Raw genomic sequence first — 22,427 nt, 5'->3', positions numbered from 1 at the left:
TAAAATTTTAAATCTGAGATTGCTTTTTTAAATGACACATCTATTATTTACGTATTTAACCGATGACGGCAACGATGCTTTTTTTGCAGATGCAGAGCATATGTTCTCGGAGGAGTTTGTACGTAAATATTCAAAATATAAACGTTGGCAAGATGCGAAATCGACCATATTAGGTAGGTTGCTTTTAGCATACGGATTAAAGAATTTATATCAAGTAGATATAGATAACCTCAAGATGAATTTCTCAAAGGATAAAAAGCCCTTTTTAGAAAACTCATCTATTCAATTCAACATTTCACACGCTAATGATGTAATTGTTTGTGCAATTACATCGGCGGGTGATATTGGTGTTGATGTAGAGAAAATCAATGCTATAGCTATTGAAGATTTCAAAGATCAATTCTCACCATCAGAATATGAAGCCATAGTTGGGGCACCAAAAGAATTAGAGCAATTCTATATCTATTGGACTCAAAAAGAAGCTGTGGTCAAATCTAACGGGTCTGGCTTGCATATTCCTTTACAATCCTTTGAAATCAGCAATCAATCTACAGTCATCGCTGACCAGCCCTATTTTTTAAATGAAATCAGTATAGATGTTGACTATAAGTGTCATATAGCAACTCAAAGCTTAATTCATAAAAAAAATTTAGTAGTTACAGGTCTAAAAGCCCATTTACTTACCGATTTTGGGTCGGTAAATAACTTAAAGTCTTTTCGATAACGGCGGTAAACATCGTATGTGGCCGATAAAGTGTTCTCCTCTTAATGTATTCTACATACTGATACGGTTATAATTACGTTATTTCTTTATTACGACGATTTTATAAACTAGGATATCGGAATTAAGATGAAATAGATTTTTGTTTGAAGTAATTTTGAACCTTACCATGTTTAATAACTATAAGCGTCAAATTATTTTATTTATGAAAGCTATTATTTCCCCATTTAACCTAAAAAAGACAAGAGTAAACGTACTTAAATATGCCTTGCTAGTATTAGTTGCAGTACAAATTTCATCTTGTGGTAGTGCAAAAAAGTCTTCTTACTTCAATGAAGTAGGTAACAATTCGTTTGCTACTTATTTTGAGCCATTAGAACCGATATTACAGAAGAACGATTTGTTAAGCATAAACATAACGAGTTTAAATGCAGAGGTTACAGAGATGTTCAATCTAGCCAATAACGCTGGTGGTGCACAACCTATAGGATATTTAATCGATCAAGATGGTTTCATCCGTTTCCCGGTTTTAGGTAAAATAGAAGTTTCTGGCTTGACCAAGAAAGAACTAAGAGAATATATTAGAGAAGAATTGATCTCTAAAAGATTATTAATGGAGCCGATTGTAGATATTCGATTTATGAATTTCAAGGTTTCTGTTTTAGGTGAAGTAAATCAGCCTGCAGTATTTACCATTCCGAATGAAAAGGTAACGTTACTTGAGGCTTTAGGTATGGCAGGTGATATGACCATTTACGCACAGAGAAACAACGTATTGTTGATCAGTGAAGAAGATGGAGTAAAGAGTACAAAAAGAATTGATTTAACTTCAGATGAATTGTTTACCTCTCCGAATTACTACTTGAGACCAAATGACATTGTTTATGTTCAGCCTAACGATAGAAAGGTTAGAAATACATCTAACGCTGCCCAATGGTTTTCAGTAATATTAGGTTCGTTATCATTAGCGGTAATCTCTATTTCTACTTTCAAGTAAACGCAACAATATATCCTTATAAAAAAGAGTTTACCTAAAACTTAAAGTGATATAACCAATCTATATCGGTTATACGTACTGTAGCTTAACTACCATATAAAACTGAATGTAATGACTGAAAAGGAATATTTCGATTCACAAATGTCTTCTAAAGAAAACGGAGAAAATTTTGATTTGAAAGCACTGTTGACCAAATACCTTAAATCGTGGAAATTTTTTCTAATTTCTTTGATTGTATTTTTGGCTTTAGCTGTGGCTGCCTTGCAATTTGTGCGAACATCGTATGATGTTACTAGCAAAATATTATTAAAGAACGAAACAGCTACTATTGATGCATCGGGTAATAACTTGGTGAATAATAATCCGTTTAGTAACTCTGAAAAGGTAAATAACGAAATAGAAGTACTTACTTCTGTGCATTTAATGCGATCTGTTTTAGATAGTTTGTCGTTACAAGCCAAGGTTATAGCTCCTGATGTTTTTCCTGAGATAGAATTATATGGTTCAGAACTGCCTTTTAAGATCGTTGTTGATACCTTATTTTCACTTGCTTATGAAACTACTTTAAAAATCAAAATTGAAGGTGCAGATAGCTTTAGTATTACTGAAGAGTTCGAAGATGCCTTAACAGATTCTAGTACTTCAAGTTCTTATGGCTATAACACTTATAATTATGGTTATAAAATTGAAAAACCATACGGCATTTTTCATATTGTAGAGAATGAAAAAACGACTTCGAAAGATACTGAGTTTGTTGCCGAATTTAGAGATATTGATGAATTGGCACATGACTATGTAAAAAAGGTATTAAATATTTATGTAGTCAATAAAGATGCTTCGGTTATAAATATTGAATTGAAAGAATCGAACCCAGAGAAGGGTGAAGATATTATCAATGGTCTAGTTGAAATGTACGGTTATAAAGCATTTTTAGAAAAGAATGCTGTAGCACTAGAAAATGTAAAATTTATTGATAATCGTTTAAATACTCTTTCTACAGAGCTTAGTGAAGTAGAAATGAACGTGGCACAGTTTAAAACAGATAATGAACTTGCCAATGTTGAGTTAGATGCAAATTCTTTTTCAGAACAAGAAATTGATTATGATCGCAAATTAGCTGACTCTGAAATTGAGTTAAAAGTACTGAGTTCAATTGAACGTAATTTAAAGAGGGGCGATAATGAATCGACTATAAACTCTTTAAATGTTTCAAGTTCTAATCTTACATATTTAATCGATAGTTATAACAAATTACAGATCGATAGAAAAAGTTTGCAACGAACAGTGCCAGAGAATAACCCTAGAATGGTCGATATTAGAGATCAATTATCGCAATTAAAGCGTAATATTCTGGGTAGCCTTTCTACATCAAAACAAAGCCTACGTAGTACTATTGGTAGTATTAAAAATAGGTCTGATCAATTTGCAGAAAAGAAACAGAGAATACCTGCAATGCAACAACAATTACTTGAAATAAGTAGAGAGCAAGGTATTAAAGAAAATCTGTTTTTATACCTACTTCAAAAACGAGAAGAGGCAGCATTAATGGTAGGGGCGAAGCAAGATAATTTTACCGTTATCGATAAAGCTATTACTGATTACGAATCTGGTTCGCCAAGTAAAAAACTATTTGTATTGATAGCCTTATTAATGGCTTTAGCATTACCTATAGCTATTATTCACTTGAGAGATATTTTGAATACTAAAGTGAAAGGCAAGAACGATATTGAGAAAAGAACAAGTGTACCTGTAATAGGTGAAATTGCCCATAATAAATCTGGTAAAAATTTAATAGAAAAAGGCGAAGAAGTAAGTGCCTTGGCTCAAGATTTTCGAATGATGAGAATGAATTTAGATTTTATTCTTTCTAAGAAGAAGGTACAGACTGTTTTGGTTACCTCTGCAATTAAAGGAGAAGGCAAAACATTCTTTTCTTCTAATATGGGAGTAGCCTTGGCATCATCAAACTCTAAAGTGGTCATCTTAGAATTAGATAAGCACAATCCAGAATTAATAGAAACGCTTGGTGAAACCAAAAAGGAATACGGAGTTACTAATTATCTTAATCAACCTTTTAATACGATTACGGTAAATGATCTGTTGATTCCGGTGAAAGACAATGAAAACCTATTTGCTATTGGTTTGGGTTCAGAACAGGTTGACGGACTAGAATCATTCAATTCTAAGAAAATGGAAACTTTGATGGCTCAGTTGAGGCAAGAGTTCGATTACATTCTAATCGATTCAGCACCAATTGGTAAGTTGGCAGATACCCTTGCGCTTTCAAAGTTTACAGATTGCTGTCTTTATATGGTACGTGCAAAACATTCTACTCTAGAAGATTTAAGCATTATAGAAGACGTTAGAACAAATAAAAAGTTTAAAAATCCGATGGTGGTGATGAATGATGTTTTTACTAAATAACTAGTAGCAATTAACCGCCATAAGCACACGTAAAAAACCAGAATGAATTTATACTACCTTGTAGTTTTACTTTTCCTGTTATTTTCTTCTAAAGCCAATTTTTTAGTTGAATATAATGTCGCGTGGTTTGGTTTAGAGGTATTTATGATTTTTGTTGCCTTTCATTTAAAAAGGTTCAAGAAAAAAGATGTTCAGTTTTTTCTAGTCAGTGCGGGTATCTTCTTTATTTATATTTTGGTTCGATTTAAGTTGAACAAATTACCATCTGATTATTTTACTAGTGATGTATTTTACTTTTTCAAGTTCGTATTCACTTCATATTTGTTCTGCTTAATTTTAAAAGAAAAGGCACTTTATTATTTGGTAAAAGTGATTACCCATTTAGCAATCGTATCTCTTGTTTTTTATGCGCTACAATTAGTCCAGCATGGTGCTATAGTTAAAGCAATTGGTACTGCCTTTGAAAGTATTACCGTAAATGATGGGTCCTTTAGGTATACTAATTTTATATTCTACACTTTTGATGATATTCATTATTACAGAAATTCAGGCTTCTGTTGGGAACCTGGTGCTTTCGGTTCATTTTTGACTTTAGCACTTTTATTCAATTTTTTAATAAATGACTTCAAGTTGAATAAAGAGGCGTTCATAATCACATTGGCAATTTTAACAACAGTATCTACTACGGCATATTTAGGTGTATTTCTTTTATTTTTCCTAAGATATCGAGTACTTAATAAAGGAAGTAAAATGGCTATCATCGTATTTGCAGTCGTATTTGCACTTGCTATACCTAATGTGCCTTTCTTAGGTGAAAAAATAGTTGAAATCTATGAACAAGATATTAGAGATTTAAAAGAGCTTGAGCAACTATCAACTTATTATGATAATGTAGAGAGACAAATTCCATTGAATAGATTTGCCAGTGTAATTTTTCTATACGAGCAATTCGATTGGAAATTGTTTTTAGGAGTAAGTAATCAATATGACGAGTATTATATTAATGAATATAATGTCAATATTTCTAATGGTATAATGGATTTCATAACTAAGTTTGGTGTGGTAGGTCTTTTCGTTTTGCTTTATCGATATGGCAAACTATGCAAGGTTTATTTAAGAAAAATGGAATATGTAATCTACTCCATATTGATTTTAATAATTCTAAGTTTTGGCGAGCCTATACTAATGTTACCCATTTGTGTAATATTTATTTTTATGCCAACATTTAAAAATCAAGATTTTTCAGCTTTATCCTTTAATTACCGAACAAAATATTTAGAATTGCAAAAACCTAATAATTTATAATGATCAAAAGGTTTAATTCCATAAGGGTAACTATCCAATCTTATTTCCAAGGAAATTCTAGGACTAATCTGTTGATTAAGAATGTTTTTTCCTCGTTGATATTAAGAGGTTTGGGTACGGCTATAAACTTTTTGTTTGTTCCACTGGTTATAAATTTTGTAAATGCTGAACGTTACGGTATTTGGTTGACCTTAAGTTCTGTATTAACCTGGTTTACATTGTTAGATATAGGTTTTGGTAACGGATTGCGAAATAAATTTTCTGAAGCTGTAGCCATTGATGATATTAAAGAACAAAGAAAATTAATACATACTACGGCAGCAGTATTGATATTAATTTCCACCATCATATTTATCTTAAATGTAGTATTTACGGATCAAATAAAATGGGATGAATTTCTAGGTGTAGATGCATCATACCGAACAGAACTACAGCAATTGATTTTTCTTTTAATATCCTTCTTTAGTCTACAATTTATATTTCAAATTTATAACCCTATACAATTTGCCCTTCAAAAACCGGCAATGATTGCACGAACGATCTTATTAGGTAATGTGCTTGGGTTAATAGGTATTTTGTATTTAAGAGAATTTTCTGAGCCTTCATTATTCAATTTAGGTTTTGTAGTAATGGGTAGTAATGTGCTTTCCATATTTTTATTTACTGCATATTTCTTTTTAGTTCAAAGACGCGATTTGATACAAAAAATAGAAAGACCTACTACAGATACTTTAAGTTCTATATTTTCTCTTGGTATTAAATTTTTCTTTTTGAACATTGCATATATGGTGCAGTTTCAAACGAGTAATTTTTTAATAAGTAAATATTTTTCACCAGAGAAGGTTACCGAGTTTAATATTGCTTTTAAGCTGTTTAGCGTTGCTTCTTTAGTATTTGGTATCATATTGAGTCCGGTGTGGAGTTCGGTTACCAATGCCCAAGTAAATAATGATTATACGTGGATTAAAAAATTAATAAAGAAGCTACTACTTATTTGGGTGGTTATTGCCGTAGGTTGTGTTATCGTATTATTCTTAGCACCTACTATCTATAATTTATGGATCGGTGATATTATATCAATACCATTTATAACCTCATTGGGTGTTGTCCTAATAGTACTATCAAATTGCTTTTCAGAAATATTTATCAGTGTATTGAACGGAATGGGTAAAGTAAATTTACAATTCTATATTTCCATATTTGTAATCATATTCTTTGTGCCGATAGCGTATTTCTTATCAGTAGACATGGGTTACGGTATTTTTGGAATATGTATGGCGATTGTAGTAACCAATGTCAATGGATTAATAGTAGCACCATACCAAGTGTATGTTGAAATGAGAAAAAATCGAAAGTTAACAGCTTAGTAAGTTGAAATAAAGTAGAGATGATGTCAACTAATGAAAAGAAATTAATTACTGTTTTGCTTACGTGTCACAATCGTAAGACGAAAACATATAACTGTTTGCAAGCATTGTCTAAATGTACTTTAGATGATGGTTTCGAGTTGAATATATTCTTGGTAGATGATGGTAGTACCGATGGTACAACCGAGTATTTACAGGGTAAGTTTGATAACCTTCAAATTATACAAGGATCTGGAAGTCTATTCTGGGCAGGCGGCATGCGAATGGCCTGGCAATATGCGAATGAGCATGAAAAAAATACGGATTATTATTTACTATTAAATGACGATACCATTGTTTTTGAAGATACCATTACTAGATTGTTTAGAGATTTGGAATATGTAAATGAACCTAAGAGTATAATTGTTGGTCCTACTCAAAATCCTGAAACTAAGAAGATATCTTATGGCGGACATAGAATTCTAAATTGGTTTTTATTTAGGGGTGAAATGGTTATGCCTAACAATGAGTTTCCTCAAAAATGTGAATTGGGTAATGCTAATATTATGTTAGTGCCAAAAGAAGTGTATAAAGAAATTGGCTCACTTTCAAAAAAATACACCCATGGAATTGCTGATTATGATTATACATTGAAAGCTTTGCGACATGGAATTAAAACATATGTTTCAAGCAGCTTCTGTGGATATTGTGAATATGATCATGGTGTAAATTGGTTAAAGCAGAATAGTAATTTAAAAGACCGAATAGCATTTTTGTATAGCCATAAGGGTTTGTCTTATAATGAATATTTACAATTTGTAAAAAGTCATTTACCTTATCATTTGCCAATTGCATTCTTACTGTTGTGGGGTAAAACCTTATTCCCTATTATTTGGCAATTATTTAAAAATGAAGACTATTTAAAATGAGAACGACCACACCACAAGCACCCGTACTTTTTATCATTTTTAATAGGCCTGAACAAACAAAAAAGGTTTTTGAAATGATACGAAAGGCGCAACCTAAAAAACTCTATGTTGCGGCCGATGGACCACGAAATAATGGTAAAGACAATCAACGTTGTAAAGAAACTAGAGCTATTATAGATTTAGTGGATTGGGAATGTGAGGTTAAAACACTGTTTAGAGATGAAAACATAGGTTGTGGGTTAGGACCAAAAAGAGCAATCGATTGGTTTTTTGAAAATGAAGAAGAAGGCATTATACTAGAAGATGATTGTTTGCCATCAGAAAGCTTTTTTAAATTCTGTTCAGAACTGTTAGAAAAGTATCGACATAATAGCCAGATTATGCATATTGGCGGTTCTAATTTTCAGAACGGATGGGTTTCTGATTCAGATTACTCCTATTACTTCTCTAATTTCAGTCATGAGTGGGGTTGGGCTAGCTGGAGAAGAGCTTGGAAACATTATGATTATGAGGTGTCAACGTATCCGGAGTTAAAAAAGAAAGGATATTTTGATAAGTACTTTTCTAATTTTATTGAGAAAAAATACAGACTTAGTAAGGTTGAAAAAACAATCAATGCAAAAGAAGTTACTTGGTGGGATTATCAATGGGATTATACCAAATTGATCAATTCAGGATTATCAATTATTCCGCATCAAAACATGATTCAAAATTTAGGTTTTGGGGAAGATGCCACCCATACTACAAGTGCAAATGATAAAAGGCAAGAGAATAAAGCTTCTGATATTAGTTTTCCACTAGCCCATCCTAATTTTATTATAAGAGATGGTAAAGCTGATAGAAGATATTTTAAAAAGTTTTTTATAATAACTATTCTACGTAGAAAAATATTTGCTTATCTCAGAGTACCTGGTTATACAAATTGGGGTTAATGTTTATGAAATAGATTAATTGTCAGAAGGGCAGCTGAAATTAAGTACAATAGGGTCTCTCGGTTCAAAATCGATGTCGTCCCTGTAGTCTACAACTTCAAAGCTATATTCTGGCCAAATAATATTTGTAGGGTTGCATGACTCATAAACCAGGCAGTCAATTATTTTATTGCCACCGGTAGTTTCAAAAGCTGCAAATATTAAAGAGTTAGATTCTGGTGTACCTCTTCCTTGACCTAACTCGCCACATATAATCTCTTTGGCACGTAATCTATTAAAGGTTACGTTTCCAGAACCTTCAACTGAAGATGCAACACCGTTGCCCATTTCCAAAAAGTCAACATCTTCAACAAGTCCGCCAGTGCCTCCACGTGCACCTTCGGTATTTTGATCTTCAAACATCACACCAACACCCCTAGGGCTATTGTTGCCCACTATCAAACCTTTTTTTATCTGTTGACCGGCACTTTTGTAGATACTAATATTATCTTCTGTCCATGCAATCTCTCGGTCATTGATTACAGAAAAATTCTCCAATAATCCGCCAATGCATTTATCGTATTGTACTAATTGCCCTCTAGGAAAAGGACCTCTCATATTGTGGCCTTCAATATAGGTCAATACAGATTTATCGCATTGATCTAATCGAATACCTGTAGAGCCATCTTCAACTTTTACATACGTAATCACTAAATTTTCAGAATCAAACCCTTCAATACAATTTCTAGTAGCATCCGCTAAAGGTCCACTAGAGGGAGCATCTGTATATTTTATGGAACAGTTTTCAATAGTTAGGTTATCTGCCTCAGCGAATTTAATACCCATATAAGCACCAGTGTATTCTATAATACAATTAGATATTACCACGCCGGTAAAACCATTAATTTCTATACCATGTTGATTTGATGTTTTTATATGCAGGTTTTCTATGCGCTGATTATTTTCAGTGACAACTATTGGTCCTGAATCTTGACGATTGCTCGCACACGGGGTTTCTTCAACCTCGGGTTCTACAATCTCAGTTTCAGCAATGGTTGGTACTACGGTATAGTTTTCTTCAGCCCCATTTTCAGAAGTTACAGTATAGGTAACTTCTTCACTAAAATCTTGTGGAGTATCTGTATCGGGTACGACCGTTGTAGCCGAATCAATGGTAATGTTAGGTTTTAGTTGAAGCGTAGATACGATATTGGTATCAATTTCAACATATATAAGATTTGTTTCTTCATCGATTACACCTATAATATCTGAGGTCAAACCTATATTATCAATTGATTGAATGCTAAACTCAGTAATTTGAAGAACTGGAATAAAAATAGATTCTTCTGTAGCGGCATCTTTAATAATAGATTCGCTAAGAATATCGTGATCCGACGAACAAGATCCCAGTTGCAGTAGAGGGAGTACTAATACCATTAAAAAAAGTATTGAAGTATTGAAGTACATAGGTTGAAGTCTAGTTTTAGCCATAATTCTAATTTTTTCACCAAACCATGAATACATAAATTCTAGTTTAGTTTGAATGCCTACTCCTTTTAGATAACTAGGTTTCTTATTTTATGTTGTCTTTCATATTGTAAGTTCGATTAACGGCTTATTTTTTAACTAAGTCAAATATGATATCTTCTTGTGTAGTTTGATTTAAATACAACCTTGTTTTAATTACTCTTATTCAGTAATAACATATGGTTTAATGCAATCAATGAAATAATATTGCCATATTAGTATGGCAATATAAAAAAAGAAATAATCAAAAATATTCTCTTTATTAATAATCAATATCGGCTACTGTTATTTTTAAATTTTTAATATTTCATTAGTAACTATACTTGTTAATTTATAATTCAGGAAGTATAATTAACTAAAAATTTTACATAAAAACCACAAACTATAACACATTAACGAATCTATATTTATGTTCTAGTTACTTGTAATACATTTACTCGGATTTAATGATAGATGCAAGTTATATTTGCTAAAATCATTTTTGCTTGATTAATGAGATTAAATAGTTATTTAGGCTTAAAAGTGAAATACATGCACCATGCTTCTTACAAGAGCCCTATGAGTATTAAACAAAACGAAACTGAAGTTTTATGTCTGGATTTTCCAGTATTTAACACTTCACTTGATAATTTGCCTTTAAAATCTAAGTTATTGGTAAGTACAATTAATCAATATTCGTATTGCATTTCTCAAGAAGATTCAACCTTTAAAAAGGCATTGTTAGAAAGTGATGTTATATTACCTGACGGTGTTGGTATTGTAATTGCGTCAAGATTTCTAAACGGAGTTTCGGTAAAGAAAATAGCTGGCGCAGATTTTCATGAATATCAATTGAAAAGATTGAATGAAATTCATGGATCTTGTTTCTATTTAGGAGCGTCAAACGAAACACTTTTAAAAATTGGGGAAAGATTAAAAAAAGAATACCCAAACGTTTCCTTTGCTAGCTATTCTCCACCATATAAACCAACCTTTACAGATGAAGATACAGCGGCAATGATCGAAGCTGTAAACAGTTTTAAGCCAGATGTATTGTTTGTAGGTATGACAGCACCAAAACAAGAAAAATGGAGTCATGTCAACAAAGAAAATCTAGATGCTAAAATAATATGCTCAATAGGGGCTGTATTTGATTTTTATGCAGGTACCGTTAAAAGACCTAATAAAATCTGGAGAAGTTTAGGACTAGAGTGGTTTGGACGTCTTTTAAAGGAGCCTAAACGTATGTTTAGAAGGTATGTATATTACGGTGTAATATTTGGCAAGCATTTGTTGAAAGCAAAATTTAGAAATTAATTCTATTCTACTATTAGTTTTCTGTTTAAATAACAGAAAAGAGTTTTCTTTAAAGTTGAAAATCGTCTTTTTGCGATCGCTCCATTGCTTTACTTCTTTAATCATTGGGCAATAGACATCTACCTGATAAGCCGATAACCTTTCGGCTACCTTCTTTTCATTTTTTGGTTTAACATAAAGTACATACCAATTCTTTGACATAGTGTCTAAAAGTAGATTCTGTAATAAGACAACACTCTTTTTCCTTTTCTAGTATTTACAAGTACCCTAAAATATGAATATCATAAAGGTTTACCGCGCTTTTATAGCTTAAAATGTTAAGTCCTTGTTGTTTGAATCGGAATAAAGAAATCGTCATTTAATTTTAATGTAAGAAAAAGATTACTTAATTTATACTATTATTACATTTCGGTCGTTTTATATAAAACCTCAAAATCTTATCGCCTTATGTTTTTAAACCTATTTAAGTCTAGTTCTAACGAGAAGAATACACAGTCTCTTTCTAAAAGTTCTGTTTCTAACGAATTGAATTCTTTATTGAATGATTTAACAATCGATAGTACAAATAAACATGAGAATAAGAAAGTGGTTAGTGCTGTAAAAGAAAAAGCTACAGCCGTAGTTTCTTCATTAGAAAAGCAAATTGAAGAAAATCAGATTATTTACGCTAAAATAATGCAAGAACGAATGATGAGAACGCGAAGAAAATTGGTCTAAATAAATACTTAAAACATCTTTTTTTAATGTAACTATTTATATTATAGTCAATTAATAGTTAGTAATATTTTTAATACAACTAAGGGAATATAAATTTCAAAATTTCATCGGATTTTTAAATGCGTTTTTTACAAAATACATAATTAAATGCGTCAAATAGGCAAATTTAATCGATGAAAAACCACAAAATATCGCAAATAACAACAGAATACCCCGCATCTCACAACAATTATATTGATATAAGACATTAAAAGTTAAATTTTGCTAGATAGTGATTGAACTTATTTACGAATGCTTTTTAAGTATTTAAGAATAAATGAAATCATTAGAGCAAAGTATAACTCAATGATGTCCAAACTTACTAAACTACTTTTTTCATTATTACTGTTGATGGGCTTAACCAGCTTTTCAACTGCTAATGATATATATACTAATAGCATTTTAACGCATACGGTTTTGGATGAAACCTATGATGCTGCTGTAGATGTACCTCCAACTTTTTCAAATTGCCCACCTTCAGATATATCCATAGCATATACTACTGATGAATGTAGTGCTGTTGTAACTTGGACTCCCCCAACTGCTTCTGCAGATGCGGTAAGTGTAACAAGTAATTATAGTTCTGGTGATTCTTTTCTTCCGGGTACAACCGCTGTAATTTACAGAGCAGAAGATGCAGGTGGTAATGTTACGGTCTGTACTTTTAATGTAACTGTTGAAGATAATCAAGATCCTGTTTTTGACACTTTTCCTACAGATGTAACTTTAACAGCTGATCCAGATACATGTACAGCTGCTCATACTTGGGTAGAGCCTACGGCTTCAGATAATTGTCCGGCTGGTGAAGGGGAAGCTTCCGTGCTTCAAGATTTTGAAAACGCAATTAACCAATGTTATACCTTCGTTCGTTCTTCAATTGAAGGTGGCGGAGTCATAAACGGAACAAGAAATTTAGTTTCTACAGGTATTTCTAGCGGTACTTTTTTTGCTAGTTCAATGACTACCCCTGTTTTTTACTTTAACGGATTCGGAGAAATTACTTTTTCGCACAGTATATCAAGCACTAATAATTCTCCTTCTATTCACTTAGATGTTTTAGATGAAGATGGAACTACGATAACTTCTAGCTACTTTTCGAAAATATATACCACAACGGGTGTACAACAAGAAATCATTCCTTTTAATCTGGTAGGTAATTATCAAATTAAGATTCGATATTCTTCTACTTCTTTATTTAATTCAGGAATGGAGGCTTATTTAGATGATTTGCTTATCCCTGGAACTATCGTTACCAACATTAACGATACCAGTTGTGAAATTGCGGATTATGTAATTTTTAGAACTGATGGTACGGGATTAAATAGTGGTGATCAATTCGATATTGGTACAACTACCATACGTTATACGGTGAGAGATGCTTCTGGAAACTTCGTGGAAAGATCTTTTAATATCACTGTAGAGAATGATGTTAACCCGCCTTCAGGTACAACTGAATATATGTACTGTGAGGGAGATACGCCTCCTGAAATGTCGGTATCTGTTGATGTTGCAGGTGGAGAAACGGCTAACTGGTACGATGAATATGGTACTTTGGTAGCCACGGGTGTTACCACATATACGGCACCTAATACAGGTGAGTTTTATAGAAATTATTTAGTGTATTCACAGAATGCCAATGGGTGTACAAGTGAAAACTTTTTGTCAATAGATTTATATCAAATACCTAAGCCACCGACACCGGCTGCCGATAGTCCTATAGAATATTGTGTGGGCGAAACAGCTATACCTTTATCGGGTACAGCCTTATCAAATCATACTTTACAATGGTACACGGTTGCTACTGGTGGTACTGCCGCTTCAACGGCACCTACGCCAAGTACTTCTGGTGCTGGAACGACTTCATATTATGTAAGTCAAACGGACGACTCAACAACTTGTGAAAGTGATCGTACCCAAATAGATGTAATTGTATATGCGATACCAACTGCTCCCGTAGTTGATTCTCCCGTAGATTATTGTTTAGGAGACAAGGCAGAACCATTAGATTCCCATGCAACAGGTACAAATTTAAAGTGGTATGATGCTGCAACCGGAGGAAATGAATTACCAGGAACTACCGTACCAACTACTGCTGTTTCAGGTCAACAATCATATTGGGTATCACAATCAAGTATAAATGGAAGTGCAACTTGCGAAGGTGGTAGAACCAGATTACAAGTAAATGTTTATGATGCACCGGTTTTTACAACTCAACCAACAAACGAAGCGGTTTGTGAAGGAGGTTCGGTTTCTTTTGATGCCGTAGCTACAGATTCAGGTACGATACAATGGCAACTTTTTGATGGCTCTAGTTGGGTCGATTTAACTGAAACTGCACCATATAGCGATGTAGATACAAATACACTTACTGTTTCAAATGTAACGTTGGCATTAAACGGTAATAGATATAGAGCAATAGCTACTAGTCCTGCTGCGAGTTGTTCCGATGCAATCTCAGATGAGGCGGTATTAACTGTAAATACAGCACCGGTTGTACCAACAAGCGGTGGCGATCAAACGGAATGTGAGCAAAATCCTATTCAGACATTAACGGCAACGGCTACACCGCCTTCCGGAGCGAATATTATATGGTATGATGCCCTTACAGGTGGAAATGTAGTGGCTAGTCCAATATTAAACACTGTTGGTACTATTACATATTATGCAGAAAGTAATGATACCGTAAATGGCTGCCCAAGTGTGGGAAGAACTGCGGTTACCTTAACTATACAACCTGCACCGGTAGCTCCAACTAGTGGTGGAGATATCACGGAATGTGAGCAAGACCCTATCCAAACACTAACGGCAACTGCAACGGTACCTTCTGGTGCAACTCTAGTATGGTATGATGCTGCTAGTGGTGGAAATGTAGTGGCGAATCCTGATTGGAGTACCGTAGGAACTATAACATATTATGCAGAAAGTCAAGATGATGTTACTAGTTGTCCTAGTTTTACAAGAACACCAGTAGCTCTTACTATACAACCTGCACCAAATGCTCCAACCAGTGGTGGTGATCAAACGGAATGTGAGCAGAATCCTATACAAACTTTAACTGCTACGGCAACAGTAGCTTCGGGTACTACCTTAATTTGGTACGACGCAGCAACGGGTGGCAATATTATAGCCAGTCCTGAATGGAATACAGTAGGTTCAATTACCTATTATGCGGAAAGTCAAGATGACACTACCAGTTGTATTTCCCTTTCAAGAACCCCGGTTACATTAACTATTGACGCAATACCTGATGCTCCAATTAGTGGAGGTGATCAAATAGAATGTGAAGGTAATCCAACACAAACTATGACTGCAACGGCAACTGCACCTGCAGGTTCAACTGTTGATTGGTATACGGCGGCAACTGGCGGTAGTATAGTTGGTAGCCCTACTTTAAATGCAGTGGGTACGGTAACCTATTATGCGGAAAGTAGAACTACGAGTAGTGGTTGTATAAGTGAGACAAGAACAGCAGTGGTATTAACCATGAATTCAACTCCGACGATTGCAATTACCCCAAGTTCGCAAACCTGTTCTGCAGATTTAACGACCTATTCGGTTTCTGTCGATGTCAATAGAGGTACGGTAACTTCTACTGAGGGAACAGTAACTGATAATGGAGGAAATAACTGGACAATATCGGGAGTAACTTCTGGAAATAATATTACTGTTACCGTAACCGATGCCAATACTTGCGCGGAAACTATCAGTATAAATGCACCAAATTGTGCTTGCCCAACAGTAAACGCACCAACTAGTGGTGGTGATCACGCGGAATGTGAGCAAGACCCTATACAGACCTTAACAGCTATCGCAACACCACCTGCGGGAGCAAGTGTTGTGTGGTATGATGCTGCTTCGGGTGGAAATATGGTCGCAAGTCCTACTTGGAACACCGTCGGTTCAATTACGTATTACGCAGAAAGTGTTGACGATGTAAATGCGTGTACAAGTACAACAAGAACAGCTGTTGACCTAACAATTCAAGCAGCTCCTACCGCTCCAATAAGTGGTGGTGACCAAACGGAATGTGAAGCTTCACCAACGCAAACTTTAACTGCAACAGCTACAAGTTCGGCTGGGACTTCAATTATATGGTACGATGCGGCAACTGGTGGTAATGTTGTTGCGAATCCGGAATGGAGCATTGTTGGTACTGAAATATTTTATGCCGAAAGTCAAGATGATGCTACAAGTTGTGTAAGTCATTCTCGTACGGCTGTAAGTTTAACTATTAACCCCAACCCGACTGCTCCAATTAGTGGAGGGGATATAACAGAATGTGAGCAAAATTCTATTCAAACATTAACTGCAACGGCAACTGCCCCTGCAGGTTCAACTATTGTTTGGTATGATGCTGCTACTGGCGGAAGTGTGGTTGCAAGTCCGACGTGGAATACCGTAGGTAGTGTTACTTATTATGCGGAAAGTGAAAATACGACCACTTCATGTGTAAGCGAAAATAGAACACCGGTACACTTAACGATTCAAGATACTCCTGATATTACAATAGCAACAGCAGCAACATGTGCAGCAGATCTATTGACCTATTCAGTTTCCGTAGATGTTAGCGAAGGTACAGTAACTTCAAGCGAAGGAACAGTAGTCGATAACGGAGGAAATAATTGGACAATTTCAAATATTACTTCTGGTAACGATATTACATTGACGGTTACGGCACCGAATTCATGTACACAAACTTTAGATATTACTGCTCCTGATTGTGCTTGCCCTGTAGTGGATGCCCCGATTAGTGGAGGTGATCAAACGGAATGTGAAGAGAATTCGATTCAGACATTGACAGCTACGGCGACACCACCAGCAGGTGCTACGGTAGTGTGGTACGATGCTGCTACTGGCGGAAATATTGTAGCGGACCCATCTTTAAGTACAACAGGTACAGCAACTTATTACGCAGAGAGTCGTGATAATGTTACGAATTGTGTAAGCGGAACAAGAACGGAAGTAGTATTAACTATAAATGCTACACCGACAGCTCCAATTAGTGGAGGGGATATTACGGAATGTGAAACATCACCAGTACAAACTTTGACAGCAACGGCAACAGCCCCTGTAGGTTCGAGTGTAGTTTGGTACGATGCTGCAACTGGCGGAAGCGTAGTCGCTAGTCCGATTTTAGATGCCGTAGGTTCGGTAACCTATTATGCGGAAAGTGAAGATTCTACCAGTGCTTGTCCAAGTTTTACAAGAACACCGGTAAGTTTAACGATTCAAGATACGCCAGATATTACGATTGCAACAGCTGCAACTTGTTCGGCAGATTTATTGACCTACTCGGTTTCCGTGGATGTTAGCGAAGGTACAGTAACTTCAAGCGAAGGTGCGGTTACTGATAACGGAGGACATAACTGGACGATATCAAATATTACTTCTGGTACCGATATTACATTGACGGTAACGGCACCAAATACATGTGTACAAACTTTAAATATTATTGCTCCAGATTGTGCCTGTCCTGTAGTGGATGCGCCTATAAGCGGAGGTGATCAAACGGAATGTGAAGAGAATCCTATTCAGACATTGACCGCTACGGCAACACCACCAGCGGGTGCTACGGTAGTATGGTATGATGCCGCAACTGGCGGAAATATTGTAGCTAGCCCGACACTAAATGCTATAAATACGGTTACGTATTATGCTGAAAGTCGTGATAATGTAACGAATTGTGTAAGCGGAAGTAGAACAGCAGTAATGTTGACTATAAATGCTACACCGACTGCTCCAATTAGTGGAGGGGATATTACAGAATGTGAAACATCACCAGTACAAACCTTGACAGCAACGGCAACTGCTCCAGCAGGTTCAAGTATTGTTTGGTACGATGCCGCTACTGGCGGAAGCGTAGTCGCTAGTCCGATTTTAGATACCGTAGGTTCGGTAACCTATTATGCGGAAAGTGAAGATAATACCAGTGCTTGTCCAAGTTTTACAAGAACACCAGTAAGCTTGACTATTCAAGATACTCCTGATATTACAATCGCAACGGCCGCAACTTGTGCAGCGGATCTATTGACCTATTCAGTTTCTGTAGATGTTAGCGAAGGTATGATTACATCGACAGAAGGTACGGTTACTGATAATGGTGGAAATAACTGGACGATTTCAAATATAACTTCTGGTAACGATATTACATTGACGGTTACGGCACCAAACACATGTACGCAAACTTTAGATATTACTGCTCCTGATTGTGCTTGTCCTGTTGTCGATGCTCCGGTAAGTGCTGGCAATCAAACGGAATGTGAAGAGAATCCGATTCAGACATTGACCGCTACGGCAACACCACCAGCGGGTGCTACGGTAGTATGGTATGATGCCGCTACTGGCGGAAATGTAGTAGCCGACCCTTCTTTAAATACAACAGGTACAGTAACCTATTATGCCGAAAGTCGTGATAATGTTACGAATTGTTTAAGTAGTACAAGAACGGCAGTTGTTTTAACTATTGAAGCAGCTCCGACAGCTCCAACTAGTAGCGGTGACCAAGTAGCATGTGAGCAGAATCCTATTCAGACATTAACTGCAACAGCAACTGCCCCAGCAGGTTCAAATGTAGTTTGGTACGATGCAGCTACTGGCGGGAATATTGTTGCTAGTCCTACACACAATACTGTAGGTACAACCATTTATTATGCACAAAGTGAAAATACAACTTCATCATGTACTAGTTTATCTAGAACAGTAGTATCCTTAACTATTCAGGCAGCACCAACCGCTCCAGTTAGTGGTGGAGATATTACGGAATGTGAAACATCACCTATTCAAACGTTAACGGCAACAGTATCTGCTCCTGCAGGTTCAAGCATAGTTTGGTACGATGCCGCTACGGGAGGAAATGTAGTTGCTAGTCCGATTTTAAATACTGTAGGTTCGGCAACCTATTACGCCGAAAGCGAAAATAATACGACTTCTTGTAGAAGTCTTTCAAGAACTGCTGTACAACTTATTATTCAAGATACTCCTGATATTACAATCGCTACGGCAGCAACTTGTGCCCCTGATCTATTGACATATTCAGTTTCTGTAGATGTTAGCGAAGGTATTGTAACTTCTAGCGAAGGTACTGTAGTTGACAACGGCGGAAATAATTGGACGATATCAGATATTACATCAGGAAATAATTTAACATTGACCGTTACGGCACCAAATGCTTGTACGCAAACTTTGACAGTTACAGCACCTGATTGTGCTTGTCCTGTAGTCGATGCTCCAATAAGTGGTGGTAATCAAACGGAATGTGAACAGAATCCTATTCAAACATTAACCGCTACGGCAACACCTCCCGCAGATGCAACTGTAGTTTGGTATGATGCGGCAACTGGAGGAAATATAGTTGCAGATCCATCTCTGAATACGGTAGGCATGGTATCTTATTTTGCCGAAAGTGTGCAGAATGTGACCAACTGCTTAAGTAGTACAAGAACTGAAGTGGTCTTGACCATTCAAGCAACTCCGCCTGCACCAATTAGCGGAGGTGACCAAACGGAATGTGAAGAGAGTCCGATGCAAACACTTACGGCAACTGCAACTGCGCCATCTGGTTATAGTATTGTATGGTACGATGCTGCAACTGGTGGTAATATAGTCGCTAGTCCGATTTTAAATGCTGTAGGTTCAGTAACTTATTATGCTGAAAAAGTAGATGATGCTAGTTCTTGTACAAGTTTTACTAGAACTCCTGTTAGCTTAACAATAAATGCCTTGCCTAATGTAATAGCTAATGCATCCGTAACCACAATAAATGCTGGTGAACCGGTAGCCTTAACTGGTTCTGGTGCTACGTCATATGTGTGGGATAATAGTGTTTCTGATGGAGATACGGTATATCCTTTAGTAACAACAACATATACGGTGGTAGGTACAGATGGCAATACTTGCGAAAATACTGATAGTGTAACTATAACTGTGAATGCTACTTCAGATATTGAAATAGCGCATTCAGTAGATGTTGCAAATCCTAATGTTGGTGATACGGTTACGTTCACCCTAACTGCGACCAATAACGGACCTAGTGATGATACGGGCGGAACTGTAATTAACGATTTGCTTCCCGCAGGATATACTTATGTTAGCGATACAGGTAGTGCTGCTAATGGTATATATGATTCCGCAACTGGAAACTGGACTTTACCTAGTTTGGCTAACGGTGCAAGTGTATCGGTAGAAATAGCGGCTATAGTGAATGCCCCTACAGGTGCGGCGAACGAATATCTGAATATTGCACAGGTAACTTCGGCAACAAATTACGATTCTGATTCTGTACCTAATAATGATGACGGAGATCAAAGTGAAGATGATGAGGCATCTGCATTTATTGTGCCTCAGGTGGCAGATTTAGAAGTGACAAATACAATTTCACAACCAAGTGGAAATCCTGGTGATGCATTGATAATTACTGTTGATGTTCTTAATAATGGTCCTGATGACGTTACCAATGCCAGTATAGAAAATGTTGTTCCGGTAGGCTTTACGGTAACAGGAATAAATGATGGTGGTACGCAAAGCGGAAATACTATTTCTTGGTCCGGATTAACGATACCAAATGGAACAACGACTACATTGACTTTTAATGTAGATGTAAATAATCCTGTAAATGCGACAGATGAATACTTAAATACGGTACAGGTTATTGCGGTGGATCAGTTTGATAATGATTCTACTCCTAATAATGATGATGGTGATCAAAGTGAAGATGATGAGGATAATGTGGAGTTAAGATTACAATCAACAGATTTAGAAATTATAAATACCGTTGCGCCAGGTACAGGTAATCCGGGTGATGTATTAACGTTTACTGTTGAGGTAGTTAATAACGGAACCGATGATGCCACGAATGTTGAGATATCTAATATTATTCCTTCCGGATTTACAGTGGTAAATGTAAATGACGGTGGAGTGCAAACGGGTAATGAAATTCTATGGACGGTGTTGAATGTTCCTAACGGTACAACTACCACATTAACATTTGAAGCTTCTATTAATGTACCAACAAATACTGCAGATGAATATTTAAATACGGTGCAGATTGTAAATGTAGATCAGTTAGATCCAGATTCCTCTCCTAATAATGATGATGGTGATCAAAGTGAAGATGATGAAGATAACGCAGAAATCGTATTAATTCCGGCAGATTTAAGTTTGGATAAAGCATTAAGTGCGGCATCGAACCCAGCACCAAATGCAGGAGATACGGTAACCTTTGAATTGACCTTAACAAACAACGGACCTGGTATTGCTACAAATGTGAGTATTGAAGATACCTTGCCTAGTGGTTATACTTTAGGTACAGTAAACAACGGTGGTAGCGTTTCTGGAAATGTGATTACTTGGAGCTTTGCCAATGTGCCTCTAGGTACACAAGTAGTGAGCTATGAGGTGACTTTAAATGCGCCTAACAATGTTGCAGATGAGTATACCAATATCGCACAAGTAATTTCATCTGATCAATTTGATCCGAACTCAACTCCTAATAATGATGACGGAGATCAAAGTGAAGATGATGAGGTCAGTCATATGATAAATGCGCCAACGGTAGATTTAGAAATAACGAAGTCCGTAGATAAAGAGGAAACCTTCTTTGAAGATACTGTGGTATTTACAGTAACTGTTATTAATAACAGTACTTACGCCGCTACAAATATCGGAGTGGAAGATGTGCTTCCGTCAGGTTATGAGTTTGTTGCTGCGACAGCTACCGATGGAGACTATAGTGAAACAACATCAACTTGGGATATTCCAAGTATAGCAATTGGTGCAACAGCATCTTTAGAAATGACGGTTAACGTAACAGATGTTGATGATTATACCAATGTAGCGGAGTTAATTTATGTGGATCAAGTAGATCTTAATATAGATAACGATAGGGCAGAAGCTACACCAGTAGTTACTCAAGCACAATGTTTTACCGTATTCAACAAGTTTACACCGAATAACGATGGTTTTAATGATGTGTTCTTTATAGAGTGTATAGAGAATTACCCGAATAATAATGTAAAAGTATTTAATAGATGGGGTAACCAAGTATTTGAAATGGATAATTATGATAATACATGGGATGGCACCTCAATGGGAAGAGCAACGGTTAATGCATCAGAAAAACTACCTGTAGGTACATATTTCTATCTAATCGATTTCGGTGATGGTTCAGAGCCAAAAACAGGTTGGTTATACATAACAAGATAAAATTTTAAAATAGGT

Annotated in this window: 12 protein-coding genes; 10 read left to right on the top strand and 2 right to left on the bottom strand. The window is 35.8% G+C overall.

The window, feature by feature from the left end:
• Positions 1-31 precede the first annotated feature (31 nt).
• The 7 genes from ACJJVT_RS14255 to ACJJVT_RS14225 all read left to right on the top strand — a co-directional run bounded on the left by ACJJVT_RS14255 (position 32) and on the right by ACJJVT_RS14225 (position 8,654).
• Positions 32-724 carry a 4'-phosphopantetheinyl transferase family protein gene (locus ACJJVT_RS14255; RefSeq protein WP_405399587.1) on the top strand — a complete coding sequence of 231 codons (693 nt, stop codon included), beginning with the start codon at positions 32-34 and terminating at the stop codon, positions 722-724.
• 202 nt (positions 725-926) lie between these two features.
• Positions 927-1,718 (top strand): polysaccharide biosynthesis/export family protein, encoded by a 792-nt coding sequence (locus tag ACJJVT_RS14250; RefSeq protein ID WP_405399585.1) that lies wholly within the window; start codon positions 927-929, stop codon positions 1,716-1,718.
• A gap of 111 nt (positions 1,719-1,829) precedes the next feature.
• Positions 1,830-4,142, top strand: a complete 2,313-nt coding sequence (locus tag ACJJVT_RS14245) for a GumC family protein (protein ID WP_405399583.1) — start codon at positions 1,830-1,832, stop codon at positions 4,140-4,142.
• A 42-nt stretch (positions 4,143-4,184) separates the two neighbouring features.
• Positions 4,185-5,447 (top strand): hypothetical protein, encoded by a 1,263-nt coding sequence (locus ACJJVT_RS14240; protein ID WP_405399581.1) that lies wholly within the window; start codon positions 4,185-4,187, stop codon positions 5,445-5,447.
• A 71-nt stretch (positions 5,448-5,518) separates the two neighbouring features.
• A complete protein-coding gene (locus ACJJVT_RS14235; RefSeq protein WP_405399579.1) occupies positions 5,519-6,814 on the top strand; it encodes an oligosaccharide flippase family protein in 1,296 nt (431 codons plus the stop codon).
• A gap of 20 nt (positions 6,815-6,834) precedes the next feature.
• Positions 6,835-7,722 carry a glycosyltransferase family 2 protein gene (locus tag ACJJVT_RS14230; protein WP_405399577.1) on the top strand — a complete coding sequence of 296 codons (888 nt, stop codon included), beginning with the start codon at positions 6,835-6,837 and terminating at the stop codon, positions 7,720-7,722.
• Complete coding sequence (locus ACJJVT_RS14225) at positions 7,719-8,654, top strand: nucleotide-diphospho-sugar transferase (protein WP_405399576.1); 936 nt, start codon at positions 7,719-7,721, stop codon at positions 8,652-8,654. Before ACJJVT_RS14230 ends, ACJJVT_RS14225 begins: the two co-directional genes overlap by 4 nt.
• Before the next feature lie 15 nt (positions 8,655-8,669).
• Here ACJJVT_RS14225 and ACJJVT_RS14220 read toward each other — a convergent pair whose 3' ends face one another.
• The gene (locus ACJJVT_RS14220; protein WP_405399575.1) at positions 8,670-10,157 is read right to left on the bottom strand and encodes a right-handed parallel beta-helix repeat-containing protein; all 1,488 of its coding nucleotides are present in this window, start codon (positions 10,155-10,157) and stop codon (positions 8,670-8,672) included.
• A gap of 561 nt (positions 10,158-10,718) precedes the next feature.
• Between ACJJVT_RS14220 and ACJJVT_RS14215 the strand changes: the two genes are divergently transcribed.
• Positions 10,719-11,456: a WecB/TagA/CpsF family glycosyltransferase gene (locus ACJJVT_RS14215; RefSeq protein WP_405399574.1), complete on the top strand. Its 738-nt coding sequence runs from the start codon at positions 10,719-10,721 to the stop codon at positions 11,454-11,456.
• Here ACJJVT_RS14215 and ACJJVT_RS14210 read toward each other — a convergent pair.
• On the bottom strand, positions 11,367-11,657 hold the full coding sequence (locus ACJJVT_RS14210) for a transcription termination/antitermination NusG family protein (protein ID WP_405399572.1): 291 nt from the start codon (positions 11,655-11,657) through the stop codon (positions 11,367-11,369). The genes ACJJVT_RS14215 and ACJJVT_RS14210 overlap by 90 nt on opposite strands.
• A gap of 246 nt (positions 11,658-11,903) precedes the next feature.
• Here ACJJVT_RS14210 and ACJJVT_RS14205 point away from each other — a divergent pair, with 246 nt between their 5' ends.
• Positions 11,904-12,173: a hypothetical protein gene (locus tag ACJJVT_RS14205; RefSeq protein ID WP_405399570.1), complete on the top strand. Its 270-nt coding sequence runs from the start codon at positions 11,904-11,906 to the stop codon at positions 12,171-12,173.
• A gap of 345 nt (positions 12,174-12,518) precedes the next feature.
• On the top strand, positions 12,519-22,412 hold the full coding sequence (locus tag ACJJVT_RS14200) for a gliding motility-associated C-terminal domain-containing protein (RefSeq protein ID WP_405399568.1): 9,894 nt from the start codon (positions 12,519-12,521) through the stop codon (positions 22,410-22,412).
• Positions 22,413-22,427 lie beyond the last annotated feature (15 nt).

The organism is Maribacter sp. Asnod2-G09 (genome assembly GCF_045063795.1).
GTDB lineage: Bacteria > Bacteroidota > Bacteroidia > Flavobacteriales > Flavobacteriaceae > Maribacter.
The sequence above is the reverse complement of the archived record's forward strand: the minus strand, read 5'-3'. Positions and strand labels throughout refer to the sequence as shown.